The following is a 20533-nucleotide window of genomic DNA, read 5'->3' on the forward strand; positions in this document are numbered from 1 at the left end:
CCTGGGCCGGTAGGACGGGGGGATGGACGACGAGAAGACCCGCGGCTCGACCGTCCACGACCTGCGCGTGCCCGGCGCCCGAGTGACCTACGAGGTGCTGGGCTCGGGTCCGGTGGTCGCGCTGGTGGGCCAGTCGATCGGCGCCGACGGCTTCCGCGCGCTGGCGCAGCGGCTGGCCGACGACCACACGGTGGTGCTGCACGACCCGCGCGGCACCGGCCGCAGCTCGCTGGAGGACCCCGACGAGGGCGCCGACCCCGAGCTGCTCGCCGACGACCTGGCCCGCGTCCTGCGCACGGTCACCGACGGCCCGGCCGACGTGTTCGGCGCCAGCGGCGGCGCGGTGACCGCGCTGTCCCTCGCGCTCACCCACCCGGAGCTGGTCGGCACCACGGTGGCCTACGAGCCGCCGCTGGTGTGGTGGCTCGACGACGGCCCGCAGGCCGCCCGGCAGGTGCACGGCGTGGTCGAGGCGCACCGCTCGCACGGCCTGGACGCCGGCCTCGACGCCTTCGCCGCCTTCACCGGCTTCACCTCCCCGCGGCGGGAGCGCCCGCTGCCCGGCTCCCCCGGCAGCGACGTCCGGGTCACCGAGCGGCTGGTGCTCAACGCGCTGGAGCCGATCTGCCTGTACCGGCCCGACCTGGGCACCCTGCGCGGCACCGACCGCCTCGTCGTCGGCGTGGGGACGACGTCCGGCGGCGAGCTGGCGCACCGCTGCGGCCGGGCCCTGGCCCGCGCGCTCGGCACGGAGCCGGCGGTCTTCCCCGGACACCACGGCGGGTACGGCGGCCCCGAGGTCGGCGGGGTGGCGGAGGCGTTCGCGGTGCGGTTGCGGGAGGTGCTGGCCGGGACGCGGTAGCGCCGCCGGCCCGGTTGGATGGGGCCGATCGGCGGTGCATCGGCGCCGCCCCCTTCCCGGGAGGCGGCATGGCCCTGGACCGTCCTGATCGAGCCGCCGGCGCCGTCCTCGGCTCGGCCGTCGGTGACGCACTCGGCGCACCGTTCGAGTTCGGCCCACCCGGGCGCTACTCGGCCCGTTTCCCGGTGGACGCCGACGGGCCGCTGGACGAGATGTGCGGTGGCGGCGCGCTGGGGTGGGCGCCGGGTGAGTTCACCGACGACACCCAGATGGCGCTGCTGGTCGGGCAGTCGCTGGTCGAGTCCGGCGGGCTGGACGAGGCCGACCTGTTCGGCCGGTTCGCCCGGTGGGCTGCGGGCGACCCACCGGACATCGGCAACCAGACCCGCGCGGTCCTGGGCTCGGGGCGCCCGTGGGACGTCGCCGCCGCCGAGCACTTCGCCCGGTCCGAGCACGCCGCGGGCAACGGCTCGCTGATGCGGACGACGCCGGCCGCGGTCTTCTTCGCGCCCCAGGGCAGAGCCGCGACGATGGACGCAGCCCCCCGGATCTCGGACCTGACGCACGGCGACCCGTCCGCCGGCGAGGGCTGCGCGGTCTTCCACGAGCTGGTGCGGGTCGCACTCGACGGCGGTGACCCGCTCGGGGCCGTCGACGGTGCGCTCGACGAGGTGGCGCCCGAGCACCGGGACCGGTGGGCGACCGTGCTGACCGCGGACTGGACGCCGGCGGACGCCACCGAGACGAACGGCGCGGTGTGGCCGACGCTGGGCCAGGCGGTCTGGGCGCTGCGCGGGGCGTCGTCGTTCTCCGAGATGCTGCGGCGCGTGATCGACCTGGGCGGCGACACCGACACGGTGGCCGCGGTCGCCGGCGGTATGGCCGGCGCCGTGTTCAGGATGGACGGCATCCCGGCGCGGTGGGTGGCCGTGCTGCACGGCCGGGTGCCCGGGTTCGGCGACCACCGCTGGGACGTCGGCGACCTCACCGGGTTGGCAGCCGAGCTGGCAGGCGGCGCCCACTAACGGTCCGGCTCGTCGACGCGGACGCAGACGACGGTGTGGTCGTCCCGCCGCGGCGCGCTGCCGCCGAACCGCATGCTGGCCGCGGCGAGGGCGGCCACCAGTCGCCCCGGCTCGGCGCCGGGGTGGTCGGCGGCCGTCGCCAGGACGCCCTCGGTGCCGAACTCCTCCCCCGCGGGGCCGCGGGACTCGGTGACCCCGTCGGTGAAGACCAGCAGCACGTCGCCGGGGTCGGTGCCCACCGTCTCGGTGCGCCAGCGGCGGCCGAGCATGGCCGAGGACAGCAGCGGCCCCGTCGTCCCCAGCTCGAGGTGGGTCGGCGCGCCGTCGGTGGACCGGAGGAGCAGACCGGAGGGGTGGCCCGCGTTGGCGTGGGCGAGCGTGTGCTCGGCGGCGTCGAGGACGGCGACGAACACGGTGGCGAAGCGGCCGACGGGCACCTCGGCGAGGTCGGTGCAGACAGCGGTGAGCGCGTCGCCGGGGCTCAGGCCGGCGCGCAGCGCGGCCAGCAGGGTGTGCTTGAGCCGGAGGGCGAAGACGGCGCTGGCCGGCCCGTGCCCCGCGACGTCGCCGACCACGAGGGCCAGCCGGGTCGGGGACAGCGCGACGGTGTCGAACCAGTCGCCGGCGAGGACGCCCTCGGCCGGGTCCAGGCGCCCGGCGACCGTCATCCCGGGGACGTCGTCCTCGGCGGGCTCCAGTGCCTCGCGCAGCGCGGAGACCGCAGGCCCGGTCTGCTCCAGGGCCCCCAGGGCGCGGCGGCTGCTGTGCAGGTCGGCGGCGAGCCGGTCGCGCATGGCGGTGACGTCGGCGGCCAGGCTGCGCATCTCCTGGGCACCGGTGACCGGCAGGGTGGCGCCCAGGTCGCCCGCGGCGACGGCCCGGGTGGCCTCCGCGAGCCGGGACAGCGGCCGGGCGAGTGCCCGCCACAGCACCACGCACCCGACGACGGTGACGAGCAGCAGCGTGGTGAGCGTGGCGGAGAGCAGCATCGTGAGGCGGTCCTGCAGCTCGCCGAGCCGGTCCGCGGTCGCGTCCCGGGCGGTGGTCAGCCAGTCGGCGACCGCCTGCTCGCGGACCCGGATCGTGTCGAAGAGCTGCTTGCCGCGCTTGGTGCCCACGACCGACGAGGCGTCCTCGCCTCGCCCCGCGGCCACGGCGTCGATCTGCGACTGGGCGTACGCCACCCAGGCCGCGTGCGCCTCGTCCAGCCGGTCGACGAGCTCAGCCGGTCCGCCGACCTCCGCCCAGGACACCCGCAGGTCGTCCGTCAGCGCGGGGACGGCGTCCGCCGCCTCCCGGTACGGCGTGAGGAAGTCCGGCGCCCCGGTGAGCAGGTAGCCCCGCAGCCCGGTCTCCTCGTCGACGTAACCGGTGAGCAGCCGCGCCTCGATCCGGTCGGCACGGCTCAGCTCATCCTGCCGCGCCTGGGTCGCCTGCACCTGGTCCTCGGTGGCGAAGACGGCGGTCGACGCGGCGACGATCAGCACGAGCAGCAGGGCGCTGAGGACGAGCACCCAGCGCGTCAGGCCGTGCCGTCGCACCGGTGCGGCTCCTGTCGTCGGGCGTCCGCTCGCGTGGCGAGCGCACGGCGAGGCTAGCGAGTCGAACTGGGTGCTTGGTCCAAGTTCAGGGTTGTCGAGGAGGCGGGCGGCGAGGCGGGCGACGCCCACCTCGGCCACGGCGACTTCCGCCATCTCGCGGGCTTGGTGCTCCCGCTGCTCGCGCACACCCTCGAAGTCGACACTCAAGGACCCGGCGAACCCGGGGATGGCCGCGATAGCCGCTCGTGCAGCGATGATTCTCAGCGATGGCGGATGATCTGATTTCCGGCCATGCCTCATCGTGGCAGACGGGTAGCCCTCAACTACACCCGATCATCTGGCTGGGTAGTTGCTCGGTCACAGTCCGAGACAGGTTCGCGCCCCTCGGGTAGGAATGACCCGTGGCCGGGCACGTCCGGCATCCAGCGTTCGGGGGGCACTAGTGCAGGCCGACCAAGTGTCCGGGTTCGAGGGCAAGGTCTCCTTCGTCTGGCAGGTCGCCGACCTGCTGCGCGGTGACTACAAGCCCGCCGAGTACCGGGGCGTGATCCTCCCGCTGCTGGTGCTGCGCCGGATGGATGCCGTCCTCGCCGACACCAAGCAAGCGGTGCTCGACCGGGCCGAGAAGCTCAAGGGCGTCACCGACACTCCCGACCTTCTGCTCAAGCAGGCGGCTGGCGGTTTGCCGTTCTACAACACCAGCAAGCTCAGCTTCAACACCCTGCTGGACTCCCCGAACAACCTGGCCGACGCACTGCGCGCCTACATCGGGGCCTTCTCCCCCGGGGCGGCCACAGTGCTGGAGAAGTACCGGTTCGACGAGCAGATCAGCCGGCTCGACGAAGCCGGGCTGCTCTACCAGGTGCTCGGCAAGTTCGCCGACCTCGACCTGCGCCCCTCGGTCGTGCCGAACCATGCCATGGGCTACATCTTCGAGGAGCTGCTCCGACGCTTCTCGGAGCTCTCCAACGAGACGGCGGGCGAGCATTTCACCCCGCGGGAGGTCATCCGGCTCATCGTCGACCTGCTGCTCGCCGAGGACGGCGACGTGCTCACCGGCAAGGCCCCGGTTCGGTCCATCTACGACCCAGCGTGCGGCACCGGCGGCATGCTGAACATCGCCGATCAGTGGCTGACCCGCCGCAACCCCGCCGCCAAGCTGGAGATGTTCGGGCAGGAACTGAACCCCGAGACCTGGGCCATCGCACGGTCCGACCTGCTCATCCAGGGCCAGGACCCCGAGCGCATCGTCCTGGGCAACACGCTGACCGCCGATGGCCACGCAGACAAGCGATTCGACTACCTGTTGGCCAACCCGCCGTTCGGTGTCGACTGGAACAAATCCGCTACGGCGATTCGCGCCGAGGCGGCCCAACCCGGAGGTCGGTTCTCCGCCGGACTCCCCCGCGTCTCCGACGGCAGCCTGTTGTTCCTGCAGCAGATGATCGCCCGCATGAAGGCCCCGGACGACGGCGGCTCCCGCGTCGCCATCGTGTTCTCCGGCAGCCCGCTGTTCGCCGGCGCGGCCGAGTCGGGCGAGAGCAACATCCGCCGCTGGATCATCGAGAACGACTGGCTCGAAGGCATCGTCGCACTGCCCGACCAGCTTTTCTACAACACCGGAATCAGCACCTACGTCTGGATCGTGACCAACCGCAAGCGCCTCGAACGCAAGGGCAAAGTCGCGCTGGTAGACGCCCGTGGCGAATGGTCAAAGATGCGAAAGAGCCTCGGAGACAAGCGCAAGTTCCTTGACGACGACCACATCGCCAAGGTTGCCCGGCTCTATGCCGACAGCGCCCACGGCACAAACGACGAGCGGGTCAAGGTGTTCGACAACGACACCTTCGGGTTTCGACGAATCACGGTCGAGCGGCCACTCCACCGCCGCTTCCGCGTTTCCGCTGAAACAGCCGAGCAGGTCGCGCTCGCCAAGCCAGTAGTTGCGCTTGCCGCTGGGGACGACGACGCCCGCAAGTGCTTTGAGGCAGTCATCGGCGCGTTGCGCGACCTGGAAGGCCTGGTCGAAGACGACGAGAAGCTCTTCACCAAGCGCCTGCTCAACGCGTGCACCGCAAGGGGTCACATTGGCCTGGCTCCGGCGCTGAAGAAGGCAATGTTGCTGGCTGCAGTGGAGACAATCCCGGCCGCGCCGCTAGTGCGGGACAAATCGGGTGCGCCGACGCCGGACCCGGACTTGCGGGACAACGAGAACGTCCCGCTAACCGAGGACGTGGACGCTTACATCGAGCGCGAGGTCCTACCGCACGTAGCCGACGCCTGGGTCGACCACGCCAAGACCAAGATCGGCTACGAGATCCCCTTCACCAGGTTCTTCTACAGGTATGTTCCCCCGCGCCCCCTGGCCGAGATTGACGTTGAGCTGGATGCCGTCGAAGCCGAGATCCAGCAACTCCTCGCCGGACTGAAGCGTTGAGAACAGTCCCCCTCCGGTCAGCTGCGGACGTACTCCTTGGGCGTATGCGCAGCCCCGAGAATGCCGACGGGGAGCACATGACCCCCTACCTCCGCGCTGCGAATGTGGCCGACGGCAGCCTGCTGCTCGATGACGTGAAGACGATGAACTTCACGCCAGCCGAGCAACGCCGGTACGCGCTTGAGCCCAGAGACGTCCTGGTCACCGAGGGCTCCGGAAGCCGCGGCACAGTCGGCGCTAGTGCCGCGTGGCCGGGGTCAGACGAACCGACGATGTGTCAAAACACGCTGATACGACTCCGGGCACGTGCTCATGTCGACCCCAGCTTTCTTTACTGGTGGTCTCGGCATGCCTACGGAAGCGGAGTTTATGCAGCCGCAGCTCAGGGTCTGGCCATCTGGCACCTGAGCGCTGAAAGGGTCCGAGCTCTCCCGTTCGTAGACCTCGCAATCGACGAGCAGCGGCGGATCGCAGACTTCCTCGACGACCAGGTCGCCCGCCTAGACAGAGCACTAGCCGTCCGCAGCAATCAGGGCTCGTTATTGCGCGAACGTGTGCTGGAGGCATTGGAGTCTGCGTACTCACCTGCGCTGAACCGGGCGTCAGCCGTTCCACTGGGCCGCCTGTTGAAAAGCTCGCCCTGCTACGGAGTCCTAGTGCCCGTATTTGAGGAAGCAGGTGTCCCGTTCTGCCGGGTGGGCTCACTGACAGACCTGGACAATGGCTTCCTGCCCGAGGTCTTCATTTCATCAGCCCAAAGCCTGGAATACCGCCGCACGCAGGTCGAGCCGGGCGATGTCTTGACCTCTGTGGTGGGAAGCCTAGGAGTCTCAGCCATCGTCCCTGACCACGCGAAAGGCGTGAATGTGGCTCGCGCGGTTGCTCGACTACAACCGGCCCGGGGGGTTCCGTCCTGGTTCTTACGGGGTTACCTTTCGACCCGATCCTTCAGGGACAGTGCGGCACTGGCCACCGGCGGTGGCACCGCGCAGCCAACTCTCAACATGGGAGATCTGGTGAAGTTTGCAGTTGGCAACGCGACCGATGTTGACATGATGCGCAACGTCGCATTCGCGGCGGAATCTTTGTCGCGGCAACAAGCAGCTGGACTTTCTGCGATAGGCCGCTCCGCCCGACTCCTGGAGGAGCGGAAGCAGGCGTTGATCACGGCTGCCGTCACGGGTCAGTTTGACGTCACTGCGGCTCGGAGCGTGGCCTGATGGCCGGCACTAATGAGGAGGCGTTCGAGGCCACCATCGAGGTGCATCTGCTCGCGCACGGGTGGCGACACGGTTCCCCGACCGACTACGACGTCGTCCAAGGACTCGATCCCGTCCAAGTCTTTGGCTTCTTGCAGGAGACGCAGCCGAAGGAGCTCGCCAAGCTCACCACCCAGCTCGGCGCCGCCACCGAGACCAAGGTGCTGCAGCGAATCGCCAGCGAGTGCGACGCTATGGGCGTCGTCCACGTTCTTCGTCGCGGCGTCCGCATGAACGGAGTCCACCTGCGGCTGGCGTTCTTCCGGCCGACCACCGGCCTCACCCCTGATCTCGCCAAGGCGTATGCATCCAACCGCACGCTCGTCTACCGGCAGCTGCACCACAGTGAGTCCAGTCCGCACCAGTCGCTGGACTTGATGCTCGCGGTCAACGGCATCCCGGTCGCCACCGCCGAGCTGAAGAACCACTTCACCGGGCAGACCGTCGAGCACGCCAAGACCCAGTATCGGGACCCTGCCCAGCGCAATCCGAAAGACCGGATCTTCGCCAAGCGCGCGCTGGCGCATTTTGCCGTCGACCCGGACCTCGTCTTCCTGGCAACGAAGCTCGACGGCGACCAGACCGTCTTCCTCCCTTTCAACCAGGGCTCGAACGGTCCCGGCCGCAACGGCGGCACCGGCAATCCGGTCAACCCGCATGGGCACCGCACCGCCTACCTGTGGGAGCAGGTCTGGGCGCGGGACACCTGGCTCGACCTGCTGCACCGCTTCGTGCAGGAGAACGCCGCCTCGTCCAAGCGCAACGTCCTGTTCCCTCGCTACCACCAGTGGGACGTCGTCCAGCGCCTCACCCGGCACGCCGCCACCCACGGGGCCGGTCACTCCTACCTGCTGCAGCACTCCGCCGGGTCGGGCAAGTCGAACTCCATAGCCTGGCTGGCCCACCGCCTCGCTGACCTGCACACCCCCGGCCATCCAACCGAGCTGGCCGGGGACGCCAGCATCGGCGTCGACACCCTGGTCTTCGACAAGGTCGTAGTAATCACCGACCGGAAGGTTCTCGACCAGCAGCTGCAGGCAACCATCTCCGGCTTCGAGCACGTCCCCGGGTTGCTGCAGCGGATCGACGGCAACTCCGAGCAGCTGCGCGATGCGCTCACCGACACCCAGACAAAGATCGTCATCACCACGTTGCAGAAGTTCCCGGTGATCGCGGCAACCCAGCTCGAGGACAAGCGCATCGCCGTCATCGTCGATGAGGCCCACTCCTCGCAGTCCGGGGATGCTGCACAGAGCGTCAAGAAGGTGCTCGGCTCAGCCGCCGAGGACGAGGACGTCGACGACCAGGACCTGCTGGCGGCCGAGGTGAACGCGGTGCTGGTGTCGGCGAAGGCGCGCGGCAAGCAGGGCAACCTGTCGTTCTTCGCCTTCACCGCCACCCCGAAGACCAAGACGCTGCAGCTTTTCGGCCAGCGGCGCGCCGACGACCCCACGCAGTACGAGGCGTTCCACCTGTACTCGATGCGACAGGCCATCGACGAGGGCTTCATCCTCGACGTGCTGGCGCACTACCTCACCTACAAGCGCTACTACCGGCTGGCCAACGGCCTGACCAACGACGACCCCGAGGTGGAGAAGGGCAGAGCGTCGGTCGCGCTCGCCCGGTTCGTCGACCTGCATCCCTCCAACCTGGAGCAGCGCGCCGAGATCGTCGTCAAGCACTTCCAGGCGGTGACCGCCGGAAAGATTGGCGGGCGCGGCAAGGCGATGGTGGTGACCCGCAGCCGGTTGCATGCCGTCCGGTACGTGCGGGCGATCCGTGCCTACCTGGACAAGCACGCCATCACCGACGTCCATGCGTTCGTGGCGTTCTCCGGGTCCCTCACCGACCCCGGTGTTTCCGCGGAAACACCCGTGACCGAGTCGAGCCTGAACGGCTTCCCGGAATCGCAGACCAAGCAGCGCTTCCACGACGAGGGGCAGCTGCTGATCGTCGCTGAGAAGTACCAGACCGGCTTCGACGAGCCGCTGCTGCACACGATGTACGTGGACAAGTCACTGGCCGGGGTCAGGGCCGTGCAGACGCTGTCCCGGCTCAACCGGACGACGCCGGGCAAGGAGGACACCTTCGTCCTGGACTTCGTGAACACCGCGGAGCAGATCAAGGATGAGTTCGCGCCGTTCTTCGAGACCACCTGGACCGAGGAGACCGACCCCAACCTGCTCTACAACCTGCTGACCCGGATCGAGTCCCACGCGGTCATCCACCCAGCCGAGCAGCAGGCGGCCGTCACCGCACTCCTGGCCGGTGGATCGGGCACGCACGCCCTGGTGTCGGCCAACGTCGACCCGGCGGTTGTACGGGCGCACAACCTCCCTGAGCACGCGCTCGACGATCTACGGGACGCACTCAAGGCCTTCGTGCGGGCCTATGCCTTCCTTGGCCAAGTGGTGCCGTTCACGGACACCGACCTGGAGTCCACCTACCTGTACGCCAAGCTGCTGCTCTCGAAGATCAAGTCAGCTGCCGTCGACGCCGGAGCCATCGACCTGGGCACCACCGATCTGGAGTTCCTCGGTCACAAGGGCGGGCTGATCACCTCGGGGAGCAACGTCCCCGGGGAGGACGACGGCGAGATCGAAGGGTTCACCGGTGGCGGGCGCGGGAGCTCGATCGAGCAGGCGCTGACCATCCGGCTGTCCGAACTGATCACCCAGTTCAACACTCTCTTCGACATCGACATCTCCGAGAACGACGCACTGGAGATATACGTGGGTCTGCCGGCCGCGCTCTCCGACGACCCGGCCGTGCAGCAGCGGGCTGCCGACAACACCGAGGAGCAATTCGGCCTCACCCTCAAGCACGAACAGATCGCCGGCGCCCTCTACGACCGGCAGGAGGCGTCGATGCAGCTGCTCAAGCGGTTGCTCGAAGACCCCAACCTCGCGCAAGCCGCCTGGCAGGTCGTCATGCCTGAGACCTACCGCGCCGCCCGACGGAAGTTCGAGGAGACGGTGGCGTGACCGGTCCGCGTGAGGTGGCCAACTGGCAGGCCAAGATCGACGATCTGTCCGCCGAGTGGGGGTCCATGCACGTCCCCTCACCCGATCTCGGCGACTGGAATCGACTGATGACCGTCATGACCTCAGAAGTCGGCCAGCTCCGGGCCACGTCGCAATGGCGTTCCGGGCCCAGGACGCTACTAGAAGCACTCGGTCTCCACCACCGCGAGCTGGCGCTCACAGCGGGCCTGGGCTGGCTGCTCGACCCCGACGGCCACCACGGTCTCGGGTCCGCATTTCTCGAAGACTTTCTCGCTGCCCTCGGAGTTCCGATGCCGGCACCTGGGCCCGTCAGCATTCAGTTGGAAGAGCAACGCAACATCACCAGGGCCGACCTCGTGCTCCGCTGCCCCCAAGTGACGGTGCTCATCGAGGCCAAGGTGTGGGCGCTGGAGCAACCACAACAGTGCGCCAGGCTCGCCAGCGAGTGGGCGGACGAGAGCCCCGTTCTCGTGTACCTAACTCCGCGCGGCGTCCACCCGACGACCGCCGGCAGCTCGCTGGACGAGTGGCGCACCCTCAGCTGGGGGGACGTCGCCGAAGCAGTGGCGCGGGCCGCCGCTCGTTCCGACGCAGCGCCCGGTGTGCACGACTACCTGAACACGCTCACCCACGACGTCGGGAGAACTCGTTGACAGCCGCAGACCCGAAGGCCGACTTCTACTTCCGGCACCGCGCTGCCATCGAGGAGTGGGCCGCACTCCGGTCCACGGCGCGGGCGGCGTTCAACGACGGTCTCAGTTCGGCATTGTCCGTCTTCGACCCGGACGAGGTCCTCGGCGCGAGCGAGGTCGTGGAGCAAAGGGGGAGCTGGCACAACGTCGGACTGCGGAGGCCGGAATGGCCGGCGAACGGCTGGCCTGTTGCCGTCGTCCTCGGCTGGAACGCGGGGACGGTGCTCGACCCGGCCAGGAACGAGCTGCCGTTCGTAGGGGTCTACCTGGAACCCGGCGACGACCGGAAGGAGATGTCCAAGGACGCCGCGCTCGCCCTGGCCACGGTTGCCAGGAACCAAGGATGGACCGGCCAGCGGGAGGACGCCTATCCCCTGTGGACGCAGGTCCCCCAGCCCGAGGGCGATCCGTCCATGGCGAGCTGGGTGCAAGCCAGCTATGAGGCTCTCCATCAGGCATGGACGGCGTTGTCCCCCGCCATCTCCCACTTCGTGTCGACATCGACTCCATCGACGGCTCAGGACGGATGAGCGAGGAGATGTGGGTCGTTCGGGCAGGGGAGCGAGCCCGCTACGTCGAGGAGTTCCTGAACGGTTCATACATAGCGGTGCACTTCACGGACGTGGCTCCCGACGACCTGCGCCTGACCGACGAGGCCGACCTGAAAGCGCGAGCCAGTTCACCGGCGGAGACCGCGTACGCGCGCCAGCTGGTGTCGTTCGGTTACCGCATCGAGGTCGGTGATCTGGTCATCGTCCCGCGCCTCACCAAAGGCCATCGGGACTACCTCGTCGCTCGGGTGGTCGGTGCCTATGAGTACACGCCGGATGCGCCTCAGTCGGGCCCGCATCGGCGGCGGGTGGAGTGGCTGGGTCGCTTCTTGAGGGACGACATCAGCGAGGCAGCGGCAAACACGATGGGTTCGTTGTCGACCGTCTTCCGGCCAACAGCAGTCGAAGCCGAGTTCCGGGGCCTCCTCACCGCCCTGGCTCCCATCTCTGACGCTGCCATAGCCGCAACCAGGTCGCAGCCGAGCCACGCACCCACCCCGTCAGCTGCACTTGCCCCGACCGCCGCGGTGACCTCGAAGCCCGACAACACATCTCGCCCCACCAGCGTTGCCCAGTTGGACATCGACGTCGACGAACGCGGCCGGGCGCGGATCACCTGCCCATACCCGGCCCTCGTGATGGAGCAGACCCCACGCCACGTCGACCTGGGCCGGGATTGGGCAGGCGTGCCAGGCATTTACGTGCTGACCGGCACCGAGTTGCAGCAGTCCTCCTCACGAACCGGCCACGAGAGAACGCTGACCACCACCCTCATCGTCCGGCCCTGGGCCTACGTCGGCCTGAGCGAGGACTTCTTCGGGCGTCTCAGCAGCCATCGGCAAAGCAAACCGGAGTGGCGTCGGGCGCTGCTGGTCCGGAGCGGTGGGCAGCCGTTCAGCAGCGATGACATCAAATACCTCGAAGAACGGGTTCACGCGGTCCTGGCCGACACCGATGAGGTGGCCCTTGATCAGTCCAAGCCGCGAGGGAATCTCTCTGCCCGCCCCAGGAACCCCGCGCTGCTGGATGCGTGCGCGAACAGCGTGGTGGCGGTGCTGCGCCTCACCGGAACATTGATATGACCGCTCCGAGTCGACTTCCAAAAATCGTCGATCTGCATCGTCGACCCGAAGGACAACTGTGATGGAGAACGTTGATCGACCCGACGGCATCGTCGTGCCGATGGATCCCGCCGCCAGGGACATTGCGGAGCGCAATCCGTGGCAGGCTCTAGCGACCAATCGGGCCGCTTTGATCACGTGGACCGGCGATCCCGGGCCGCAAACGGCCTGGGGGCCTGCACTAAGGGCTACCAGTGCGGTTTCGAAAGGCTTGACCGAGTTGGTTGGCAAGGGGGGCCTGGCCTCCAACGCCTCAACACTTTTCCGGGTTGAGTTGCCGACGGGAGCCACGTTGGAGAACCTCGTCCCAGCGCTCGGCGGTGGGTTCCGCGGGCTCGTCCGCAACGACAAAGGCATTTCAGGTCATGCTCGACTGGTGGCGGCCGGAGGTACCGGCGCCGTCGGTCTCGCGGCACTGGGCCCGGTGCTTGGGCTGCTCGCAGTCACCGTCGGAGCAGAGATGCTGGCGCAGCATCAGCAAGACAAGAAGCTGAAGGCAATCAGCGACGGAGTCCAAGCCCTGGTATCGGCGCAGGAGGAGTCCACGGCCGCCCAGCTCGCGAGCGCCGAGACGGCGATCAGGCTGGCCGCAAGCGCCATGCTCGACCAACTCACCATTCCGTCGACGATCGGATTCGGCAGCGCCCGTGACGGTCTACGTCAGGTCCGGGCTCGAGCCCTAACCTGGCTGGAGAACTGGGAGAAGGGAGCCAAGAACCTGCCGAACAGCGGAGGCGTCAACGTCGAGAAGATGCAGACCATCCTCGCGGGGGAAGGTCCCGTCAGCCAGTGGCGATCTTTTCCACGCAGACTCGAGACGCTCTACAGAGCGCTCGCCCTGGACAGCCGCGCACAGGTACTGACGCACGCCGAGGCCACAGCTCAGGAGCCCGGCCGGCCGCTGCACTACCTCGAAGCAGAGGTCGGGAAAGACTTGGCGGAGAACGCCGCCGCCCAGCAACGCGTCCAGTCGCTTCTCTGGGAGCTGGCTGCACATCCATTGACGTACAAGATGCCCTGGTCCGGCACCGAGTCCATGGGCCTGGACCGCGCCATAGCGGCCCTCGCATCCGGGATGAGCCGCCTGCCCGACGCGCCCCAGCTCATGAGCACCAGTGGTCGCCAAGTGATGGAGCTGGACCGCACCAATGGCGGCGATCTGAGATTGGTCGCCCCGACCGCAGACGCGGCAGGCTTGTGAGGAACAGCCTCGAGCCAGTACCTCGCTCCGCTCTTCAACCCGGCTCGTGAACCCTGGGCTGGGCGTTTTGCCGAGGCAGGAGTCGATGAGAACCGCGGCGATCGCCTGGGTTCAAGGGGAGACTCTCGATGGCGTAAGCCCCATCTCCCGCGATCGTCTTGCGAACGACTTCGTCGTCGATGGTGCCCTCTTCCCTCTCGCGGACCGAGGCCGCGGCATTCGCCGACCGGCGGGGTGGTCAGCGGCGCTCAGCATCCTCACGGCGGTGCCGAAGAGCGGGCAGCCCCGACCGTACGACGACGTCGAAGCAGCCGACGGACTGCACCGGTACAAGCTTCGCCGCGACGCCGGCGGTTCAGCTGAGAACGCTGGCCTCCGTGCAGCAATGCTGCAGTCAGCTCCGCTGATCTGGTTCTACGGAGTGCGGCCCGGCCTGTTCCAAGCAATCTTCCCGGTCTACCTCGTCGGAGAGGAGCCGGCAGCCGACCAGTTCGTCATGGCGCTCACTGAGGAGCAGCGCGTCATCCGACCGGGCAGTCGCATCGAGGAGAACCTTCGCCGCTACCTGATCGGCATGACTCGCCACAGGCTCCACCAGCCCGTCTTCGCCAGCCAGGTCATGGCCGCCTACGGCACGCGGTGCGCCGTCTGCTCTCTCGGCCACCGAGAACTCTTCGATGCAGCGCACATCATCCCGGACTCGCAGCTCCGTGGAGAGGCCGTCATCGGCAACGGGATTGCGCTCTGCAAGATCCATCACGCCGCCTACGACCGGCACATCCTCGGCATCCGTCCAGAGCTCGTCGTGGAGATCCACCATCGGCTGTTGGACGAGATCGACGGCCCGATGCTTCGGCATGGCCTCCAGGATCATCACGCCCAGTCCCTCATGACCGTGCCCGCCGCTCGCGCCGATCGGCCCGACAGCGATCGCTTGGCGGAACGCTACGACCAGTTCCGCGCTGCCTGAAGTGGGCCAGCCCGCCAGGACAGGACCAGTCGCGTGCCAAGCCGAGGCTGCCCGAAGCTAGCTGAATGGAGCCCGGCAGCCCTGGCGGTCGGCGCTGGTGAACAACTACCGAGAGACGGAGAGGCGCACATGAACACAGAGGACGTCATCACGTGGGCAGCAACTGCCATCGCGCTCGTGGGGTTGTTCTTCGCCGGATGGCAGCTGCGGCTGCTGCGCGCTCAACGGGATCGCGAACGAGAGGTCGAGCAACGCGGCGTCGCCGTGATGTGGCGCGCCAAGGATGTACCCACCACGGCCGACGCAGATGGTTCATCGGCTGCGAGCTACGAGTTCACGGTCTACAACCCCGGGAAGCTTCCTGTTCGTGATGTGGTGGTGAGCGTGGAGCTCCCCATAGAAGTTCGACGTGAGCACTACGACAGCAGCGTCGACCCCACTACCTCGACCCTGACCTTGGACACCCCCGTCATCGCTGGAGGACAGCATCGCGTCTGGGTTCGGAGATTGCGGATGCAGTTCGACGACAGAGATCGCATGCGGCGCATGCAATGCACCGTGACTTTCGCCGACCTGGAAGGCAAGACGTATACGAATCTGTGGGGGCGGGGTCCGAGAGAATGACGATCCCCAGTGGCAGACGAGATTTCGAGCCCAATCGGCTGCGGCGCAGAGAGGCATCCGTAGCGACGGGAGGGTGTTGCCATCGTCATTGGCATGGGTGTACGTCTACGTAGCCACCATCGCGTCCGAGGTGTCGCGGACCCTTGTCGGACACGCCGACCGCCGGCAGCTAGCTGCCCAGCCGCTCCATCGTCCGCGGGTCCGCGATCAGAGGCTTGACCTCGCGATACCAAGGACCGCCACGCGGTCAACCCACGCGTATTGCCTTGAACTCCGCCACCTGCCCGGCGATCGCCCGCTCCGTCGGCAGCCGTTCCATGGACCACGCACCGAAGAACCCGGCAACCCCGGTCGTGTGCTCCAGCACTTACTTCGCGTCGGCGGGCTCGGCGATCGGTCCGCCGTGGCACAGCACCAGCACGTCGGGGCGAACCGCCACCGCCGCGCCGCGCAGCTCCTGCACCAGCGCGACCGCGTTGTCCAGGGTCATCGCCGTCTGCGCGCCGATGGTCCCGCTGGTCGTCAGGCCCATGTGCGGCACGAGCATGTCCGCCCCGGACTCGGTCATGGCCACCGCCTGCTCGGCGTCGAACACGTAGGGGGCCGCTACCAGCCCGCGCTCGTGCGCGGCGTGGATCATCTCGACCTCCAGGCCGAAACCCATGCCGGTCTCCTCGAGGTTCGCCCGGAACGTCCCGTCGATCAGCCCCACCGTCGGGAAGTTCTGCACCCCGGCGAACCCGATCCGCACCAGCTCGTCGAGGAACGGACCCATCAGCCGGAACGGGTCGGTGCCGCACACCCCGGCGAGCACCGGGGTGTCGCGCACGACCGGCAGCACCTCGCGGGCCATGTCGACGACGATCGCGTTCGCGTCGCCGTAGGGCATCAGCCCGGCCAGCGAACCGCGCCCAGCCATCCGGTAGCGGCCGGGGTTGTAGATGATCGGCAGGTCGACCCCGCCGGCCTCGGCGGCATTGGCCGACAGGCCGGTGCCGGCGCCCGCGCCGATGATCGGCCGGCCCGCAGCGGCGGTCCCAGCAGACGGGCTCGTGCTGTCGCGGCGTCCATCAGTTCCCTCGGCGGTGATCAGGGCGTGCAGTCGCTCGGCGGCCAGCCTGCCGAAGCCGGGGTCGTTGATCGCGCCGTCCCAGTCGGTCACGGGCACGTCGGTGCCGGCCAGCCCCTCCCGTACGGCGGTGAAGAGGGCCTCGTCCGCGTCGGGGTCGGCGAACGGCCCACCGGGGACGTCGATCCCCGACACCCCACCCACCGGCAGCAGCACCTCGGCCGGGCCGGTGGCAGCGCCGACCTTGGCCGCCACCCGACGTCCCAGCTCCGCGCTCTCCGCCGCCGTGGTGCGCATCAGCGTGACGGTGGGGTTGTGCACCAGGAACTGCCGATCGTCGAACTCCGCCGGCACCGTCTCCCGGCCGCCGAAGTTGACCATGTCCAGCGCACCGACGCTCACCACCTGCGGGATGCCGCGCCGTCCGGCCGCCTCCAGCCGGTGCGGACCGACCGTGAGCACCCCGCCCACCAGGTCGTCGGCGAGCTCGGTGGTGGTCAGGTCGAGCACACCGGCGAGCAACCCGGCATCGGCCAGGCCCTCCATCGCGCGCCCGCCGGCGCCGGTCGCTTGGAAGACCAGCACCTCGTAGCGGAGCTCGGTGAGCCGGGCCCGGGCCTCGTCGACCGCGGGCGTGGTCAGCCCGAACATGCTCGCGCCGATCAGCGGCCTCTCGTCTGCCGCCGGCTCCGCCGTCCTTCGCTCGTAGGCGGCAGCCATGCCGGCCGCGGCCGCCGCCGCGTTGCCGAGCACCGCCCGCGAGATCGAGTTCAGCCCCGAGATGTCGACGACGGAGTACATGAGCGTGACGTCGGACTGCCCGACGTAGGGCGCGACGTCCCCGACGCCATCGTCGACACCAGCAGCTTTGGGACGCCGACCGGCAGCGCCTGCATCGCCGGCGCCGCGATCGACGAGCCACCGGACCCACCGACAGCGAGAACGGCGTGCAGCCTTCCCTGCTCGAGCAGACCGAGCGTGCACTTCATCACGTCCAACAGCTCCCTGGCCGGGAGGTTGACAGCTCCCCTATCGATAGTGAAGCTGTCAGGTGTGCGAATTGCAAAGCTAGTCAGCGCGAGCGGGGTGAGCGCCGCCTCCGTCAAGTGGTACGTCAGTGAGGGCCTCCTCCCCGCCGGCGAGCGCACGGGCTACAACCAGACCGAGTACACCGAGGACCACCTCACCCGGCTGCACCTGATCCGCAGCCTCATCGAGGTGGGCGGGCTCAGCGTGGCGGCAGCCAAGGACGTGCTCACCGCCGCCGACGACCCGGGCCACCCGTTCGGGAACACCCTGGGCATCGCGCAGGCCTCGCTCCCCTGGCAGGCCTCGCCGCCGTCGGAGGAGTCGGTGCAGCAGGTCACCGACATCGCCCGGGAGCGCGGCTGGTCGGTCTCCCCCGGCAACCCCGGGGTCGCCGCGGCCGCCGCGGTGCTGGACCGGTACCGCGCCCTGGGCCGGGAGGACCTGGCCGCCACGCTGCCCGGCTACGCCCGCGCGGTCGAGGTGGTCGCCGAGGCCGACCTGGACTGCGTCACGAAGAACCTCGACGCAGGCCCGGTGACGGCGGCACAGACCGTCGTCGTCGGCACCGTGCTCGGGGACGCCCTGCTCGCCGGACTGCGCCGCATGGCCCAGGAGAGCGAGTCCGTCAGCCGTTTCGGACCCACCCCCGGGAGCCCCTCGTGACCACCGTCCTCGCACGTCCCACCCGCACGAGCCTCAACCGTCCGCTGATGGCCCTGGCCGCCGTCATGGTCGGCACCGCCCTGGTCACCGGCCTGCTCGCAGTCGTCGCCCCGGTCGAGATCACCGGCACCAACGGCTGGCTCAAGCCGCTGAAGTTCTCGATCTCCATCGCGGTCTACGCGGTCACCATCGCCTGGCTGGTCGACAAGCTCCCCGAGCACCGGCAGCGCCTGGGCCGGGCCGCCGCCTGGGTGGTCGTCGTCGGACTCGTGCTGGAGATGGTCGTCATCGTCGGTGCCGTCGCCGCGGGCACGACCAGCCACTTCAACGTGTCCAGCCCCCTGGCGGGTGGCCTCTGGGCGCTCATGGGCTTCTCGATCGCCGCCGTCTGGCTCGTCACCCTCGCCCTCGCAGCCCTGCTCTGGCGATCCGCCGACGCCGACGCCGCCCGGCTGCTGGCCATCCGCGCCGGCCTCGTCATCGGTCTGGCCGGCATGGCCGTCGCCTTCCTGATGACCTCACCCACCCCCGACCAGCTCGACGACTTCGCCGGGATTGCCGGCGCCCACGCCGTCGGCGTCCCCGACGGCGGGGCCGGCCTCCCGCTGCTCGGCTGGTCCACCACCGGCGGCGACCTGCGCGTCCCGCACTTCGTCGGCATGCACGCCCTGCAGGCCCTGCCACTGCTGGTCCTGGCGCTGGAGGCGCTGTCCCGGCGGGTGCCGGCGCTGCGGGACGCCGCCCTGCGCCTCCGGGTCGTCGCCGTCGCCGCGGTCGGGTACGCGGTGCTGGTCGTGCTGCTCACCCTGCAGGCTCTCGCCGGAATCCCGGTCACCGACCTCCTCGGCTGACGGCCGGTCCTCACCGCGAGCCCACCGTGCAGCCCCCGGCCTGATCGTCGGGGCCGCGGTGGTCGTGGGCTGCCGGGTGCTCCCCCCGGGTCCTGCCGCGACCGGGTCAGCGGCCGGCTGACCGCGCCGCCTCCCGCCACCGCCGCCGGGCGTCGGAGACGAACCCGTGCAACGGGTGCCCGGAGTTGTCCGCCAGGTTCAGCGGCGGCTCCAGCTCGCCGATGACGGCGGCCTCCACCGTCCACGGCTCCGCGTGCTCGGCCCAGCTCACCCGCAGCGTCGACGCCATCCACTCCGACAGCGCGAGCTCGTCCCGGTTGACCAGCACCGGCCGCGACGTCCACCGGCCGTGCCAGCCCTGCTGCTCGCTGAGCAGCGCCGCGAGCGACCGGCGCAGCGTCGACGAACCCGTCGTCCCGCGGATGTGGTCGTCCACCACGCGCTTGCGCACCGTCGCCGAGGACGCCGGGCCGTTCGGCGCGATCCCGACGTAGAGCAGCTGCACCGGAGCCGTCGGGTGCCGCGGGCCGGAGATGCCGGGCAGCGCCCCGAACCGGCCCCACCAGGCGTACAGGCCGGGCACCGCCGGCACGTCCGTCCGGGCCTGGTCCAACGGCACGGGCAGCGAGCGCAGGGCGTCGACCACGGAGTCCATGCCGCCATCCAACCCGGCGGAACCCAGCACCGGCCCCGCACGTCATCACCGCATGCGCTCCCTGGCGGCCGTCCTCGGCCTCGGCCTGCTCCTCACCGCCTGCGGCTCCCCTGCCGGTGACGACGGCGACGGCGGCACCGCCCTGCCGGCCGAGCCCGGTGCGCTGGTCCTGCGGGTCGCCTACACCGGCGGCTACGTGACGCCGGAGACCACGGTCAGCCGGCTGCCCCTGGTGAGCGTCTACAGCGACGGCCGGGTGGTCACCGAGGGGCCGGTCCCGGCGATCTACCCGGGCCCGGCCTGGCCCAACGTGCAGGTCGCCGACCTGCACGTTGGCGGGGTGCAGGAGCTGGTCGACGCCGCGCTCGCCGCCGGGGTGGCCGAGACCGGCGACCTGGGCGAGCCGCCCCTCGCCGACGCCCCGACCACCCGGTTCACCCTGGTCACCGACGGCGAGACGCACGTCCGCGACGTGTACGCCCTGGACGTCACCGACGGCGGCTACACCGCCGAGCAGCAGTCGGCCCGGGACGCCCTGACCGACCTGGTCGAACGGCTCACCGTCCTGGACGGCGGGACCGCCGCCTACGAGCCCACCGCGGTGGCCGCGATCGCCTCGCCCTACACACCCGGAGACGCGACCCTGCCCGACCGCTCCCCCGTCGAGTGGCCCGGCCCCGACCTGCCCGGGGAGACCGTCGGCCCCGGGGTCGCGTGCGCCCTCGCCACCGGGGAGCAGGCCACCGCCGTCACCACCGCCGCCCGGGACGCCGACGGCCTGACCCCCTGGACCAGCGGCGGGCAGCAGTGGGCGGTCACCTTCCGGCCGCTGCTGCCCGACGAGCAGGACTGCGCCGATCTGACCGACTGACAGTGAGGATGGGGGTGGCGTCATCGGGGGTCGTCTGACCCGGTGTGCTGACCGACGCGGTTGCTGTCTTGGCTGAGATCTGTCGGCGGCTCTCGGTGGCGCTGTTG

At 69.6% G+C, this 20533-nt stretch carries 16 protein-coding genes and 1 pseudogene; 14 read left to right on the forward strand and 3 right to left on the reverse strand.

Annotated elements, in window-relative coordinates; translation table 11 throughout:
* Positions 1–22 precede the first annotated feature (22 nt).
* Together ASG41_RS07335 and ASG41_RS07340 are read left to right on the forward strand one after the other, a co-directional pair.
* Entirely contained in the window at positions 23–862 is an 840-nt protein-coding gene (locus ASG41_RS07335) for an alpha/beta fold hydrolase (RefSeq protein WP_056292012.1), read from the forward strand.
* Positions 863–930: 68 nt separating this feature from the next.
* The gene (locus ASG41_RS07340; protein ID WP_200938774.1) at positions 931–1887 is read left to right on the forward strand and encodes an ADP-ribosylglycohydrolase family protein; all 957 of its coding nucleotides are present in this window, start codon (positions 931–933) and stop codon (positions 1885–1887) included.
* On the opposite strand, the gene ASG41_RS07345 is transcribed toward ASG41_RS07340, so the two are convergent.
* Entirely contained in the window at positions 1884–3428 is a 1545-nt protein-coding gene (locus ASG41_RS07345) for a PP2C family protein-serine/threonine phosphatase (protein WP_056292015.1), read from the reverse strand. The genes ASG41_RS07340 and ASG41_RS07345 overlap by 4 nt on opposite strands.
* Positions 3429–3885: 457 nt before the next feature.
* On the opposite strand from ASG41_RS07345, the gene ASG41_RS07350 reads away from it, so the two are divergent.
* The 9 genes from ASG41_RS07350 (at position 3886) to ASG41_RS07385 (ending at position 15288) form a co-directional block, all read left to right on the forward strand.
* On the forward strand, positions 3886–5865 hold the full coding sequence (locus ASG41_RS07350; protein ID WP_056292074.1) for a class I SAM-dependent DNA methyltransferase: 1980 nt from the start codon (positions 3886–3888) through the stop codon (positions 5863–5865).
* Between the two features lie 77 nt (positions 5866–5942).
* Entirely contained in the window at positions 5943–7085 is a 1143-nt protein-coding gene (locus ASG41_RS23495; RefSeq protein ID WP_157519153.1) for a restriction endonuclease subunit S, read from the forward strand.
* Positions 7085–10108, forward strand: coding sequence for a type I restriction endonuclease subunit R (locus ASG41_RS07355; RefSeq protein WP_056292019.1), 3024 nt, complete (start codon positions 7085–7087; stop codon positions 10106–10108). Before ASG41_RS23495 ends, ASG41_RS07355 begins: the two co-directional genes overlap by 1 nt.
* Entirely contained in the window at positions 10105–10782 is a 678-nt protein-coding gene (locus ASG41_RS07360) for a PD-(D/E)XK nuclease family protein (RefSeq protein WP_056292022.1), read from the forward strand. The genes ASG41_RS07355 and ASG41_RS07360 overlap by 4 nt, the downstream gene beginning before the upstream one ends.
* Positions 10779–11351 carry a hypothetical protein gene (locus ASG41_RS07365; RefSeq protein ID WP_056292027.1) on the forward strand — a complete coding sequence of 191 codons (573 nt, stop codon included), beginning with the start codon at positions 10779–10781 and terminating at the stop codon, positions 11349–11351. The genes ASG41_RS07360 and ASG41_RS07365 overlap by 4 nt, the downstream gene beginning before the upstream one ends.
* Positions 11348–12454 carry a hypothetical protein gene (locus tag ASG41_RS07370; RefSeq protein WP_056292030.1) on the forward strand — a complete coding sequence of 369 codons (1107 nt, stop codon included), beginning with the start codon at positions 11348–11350 and terminating at the stop codon, positions 12452–12454. The genes ASG41_RS07365 and ASG41_RS07370 overlap by 4 nt, the downstream gene beginning before the upstream one ends.
* Before the next feature lie 61 nt (positions 12455–12515).
* Positions 12516–13694, forward strand: a complete 1179-nt coding sequence (locus ASG41_RS07375) for a hypothetical protein (RefSeq protein ID WP_157519155.1) — start codon at positions 12516–12518, stop codon at positions 13692–13694.
* 265 nt (positions 13695–13959) lie between these two features.
* Positions 13960–14664 carry an HNH endonuclease gene (locus tag ASG41_RS07380; RefSeq protein WP_200938775.1) on the forward strand — a complete coding sequence of 235 codons (705 nt, stop codon included), beginning with the start codon at positions 13960–13962 and terminating at the stop codon, positions 14662–14664.
* Between the two features lie 129 nt (positions 14665–14793).
* Complete coding sequence (locus ASG41_RS07385; protein WP_157519157.1) at positions 14794–15288, forward strand: hypothetical protein; 495 nt, start codon at positions 14794–14796, stop codon at positions 15286–15288.
* 247 nt (positions 15289–15535) lie between these two features.
* Here ASG41_RS07385 and ASG41_RS24200 read toward each other — a convergent pair.
* Positions 15536–17346 (reverse strand): annotated as a pseudogene (locus ASG41_RS24200) (Tm-1-like ATP-binding domain-containing protein).
* A gap of 64 nt (positions 17347–17410) precedes the next feature.
* Here ASG41_RS24200 and ASG41_RS07395 point away from each other — a divergent pair.
* Positions 17411–18049: a MerR family transcriptional regulator gene (locus ASG41_RS07395; RefSeq protein WP_255352969.1), complete on the forward strand. Its 639-nt coding sequence runs from the start codon at positions 17411–17413 to the stop codon at positions 18047–18049.
* Positions 18046–18900: a hypothetical protein gene (locus ASG41_RS07400; protein WP_056292044.1), complete on the forward strand. Its 855-nt coding sequence runs from the start codon at positions 18046–18048 to the stop codon at positions 18898–18900. The genes ASG41_RS07395 and ASG41_RS07400 overlap by 4 nt, the downstream gene beginning before the upstream one ends.
* A 106-nt stretch (positions 18901–19006) precedes the next feature.
* Here the strand turns inward: ASG41_RS07400 and ASG41_RS07405 are convergent, their stop codons facing one another.
* Positions 19007–19555, reverse strand: a complete 549-nt coding sequence (locus tag ASG41_RS07405) for a GIY-YIG nuclease family protein (protein ID WP_157519159.1) — start codon at positions 19553–19555, stop codon at positions 19007–19009.
* 52 nt (positions 19556–19607) lie between these two features.
* On the opposite strand from ASG41_RS07405, the gene ASG41_RS07410 reads away from it, so the two are divergent.
* Positions 19608–20426, forward strand: a complete 819-nt coding sequence (locus ASG41_RS07410; protein ID WP_056292049.1) for a hypothetical protein — start codon at positions 19608–19610, stop codon at positions 20424–20426.
* Positions 20427–20533: the final 107 nt, after the last annotated feature.

Origin of the sequence: Modestobacter sp. Leaf380 (assembly GCF_001424485.1) — a bacterium.
Classification (GTDB): Bacteria; Actinomycetota; Actinomycetes; order Mycobacteriales; family Geodermatophilaceae; genus Klenkia.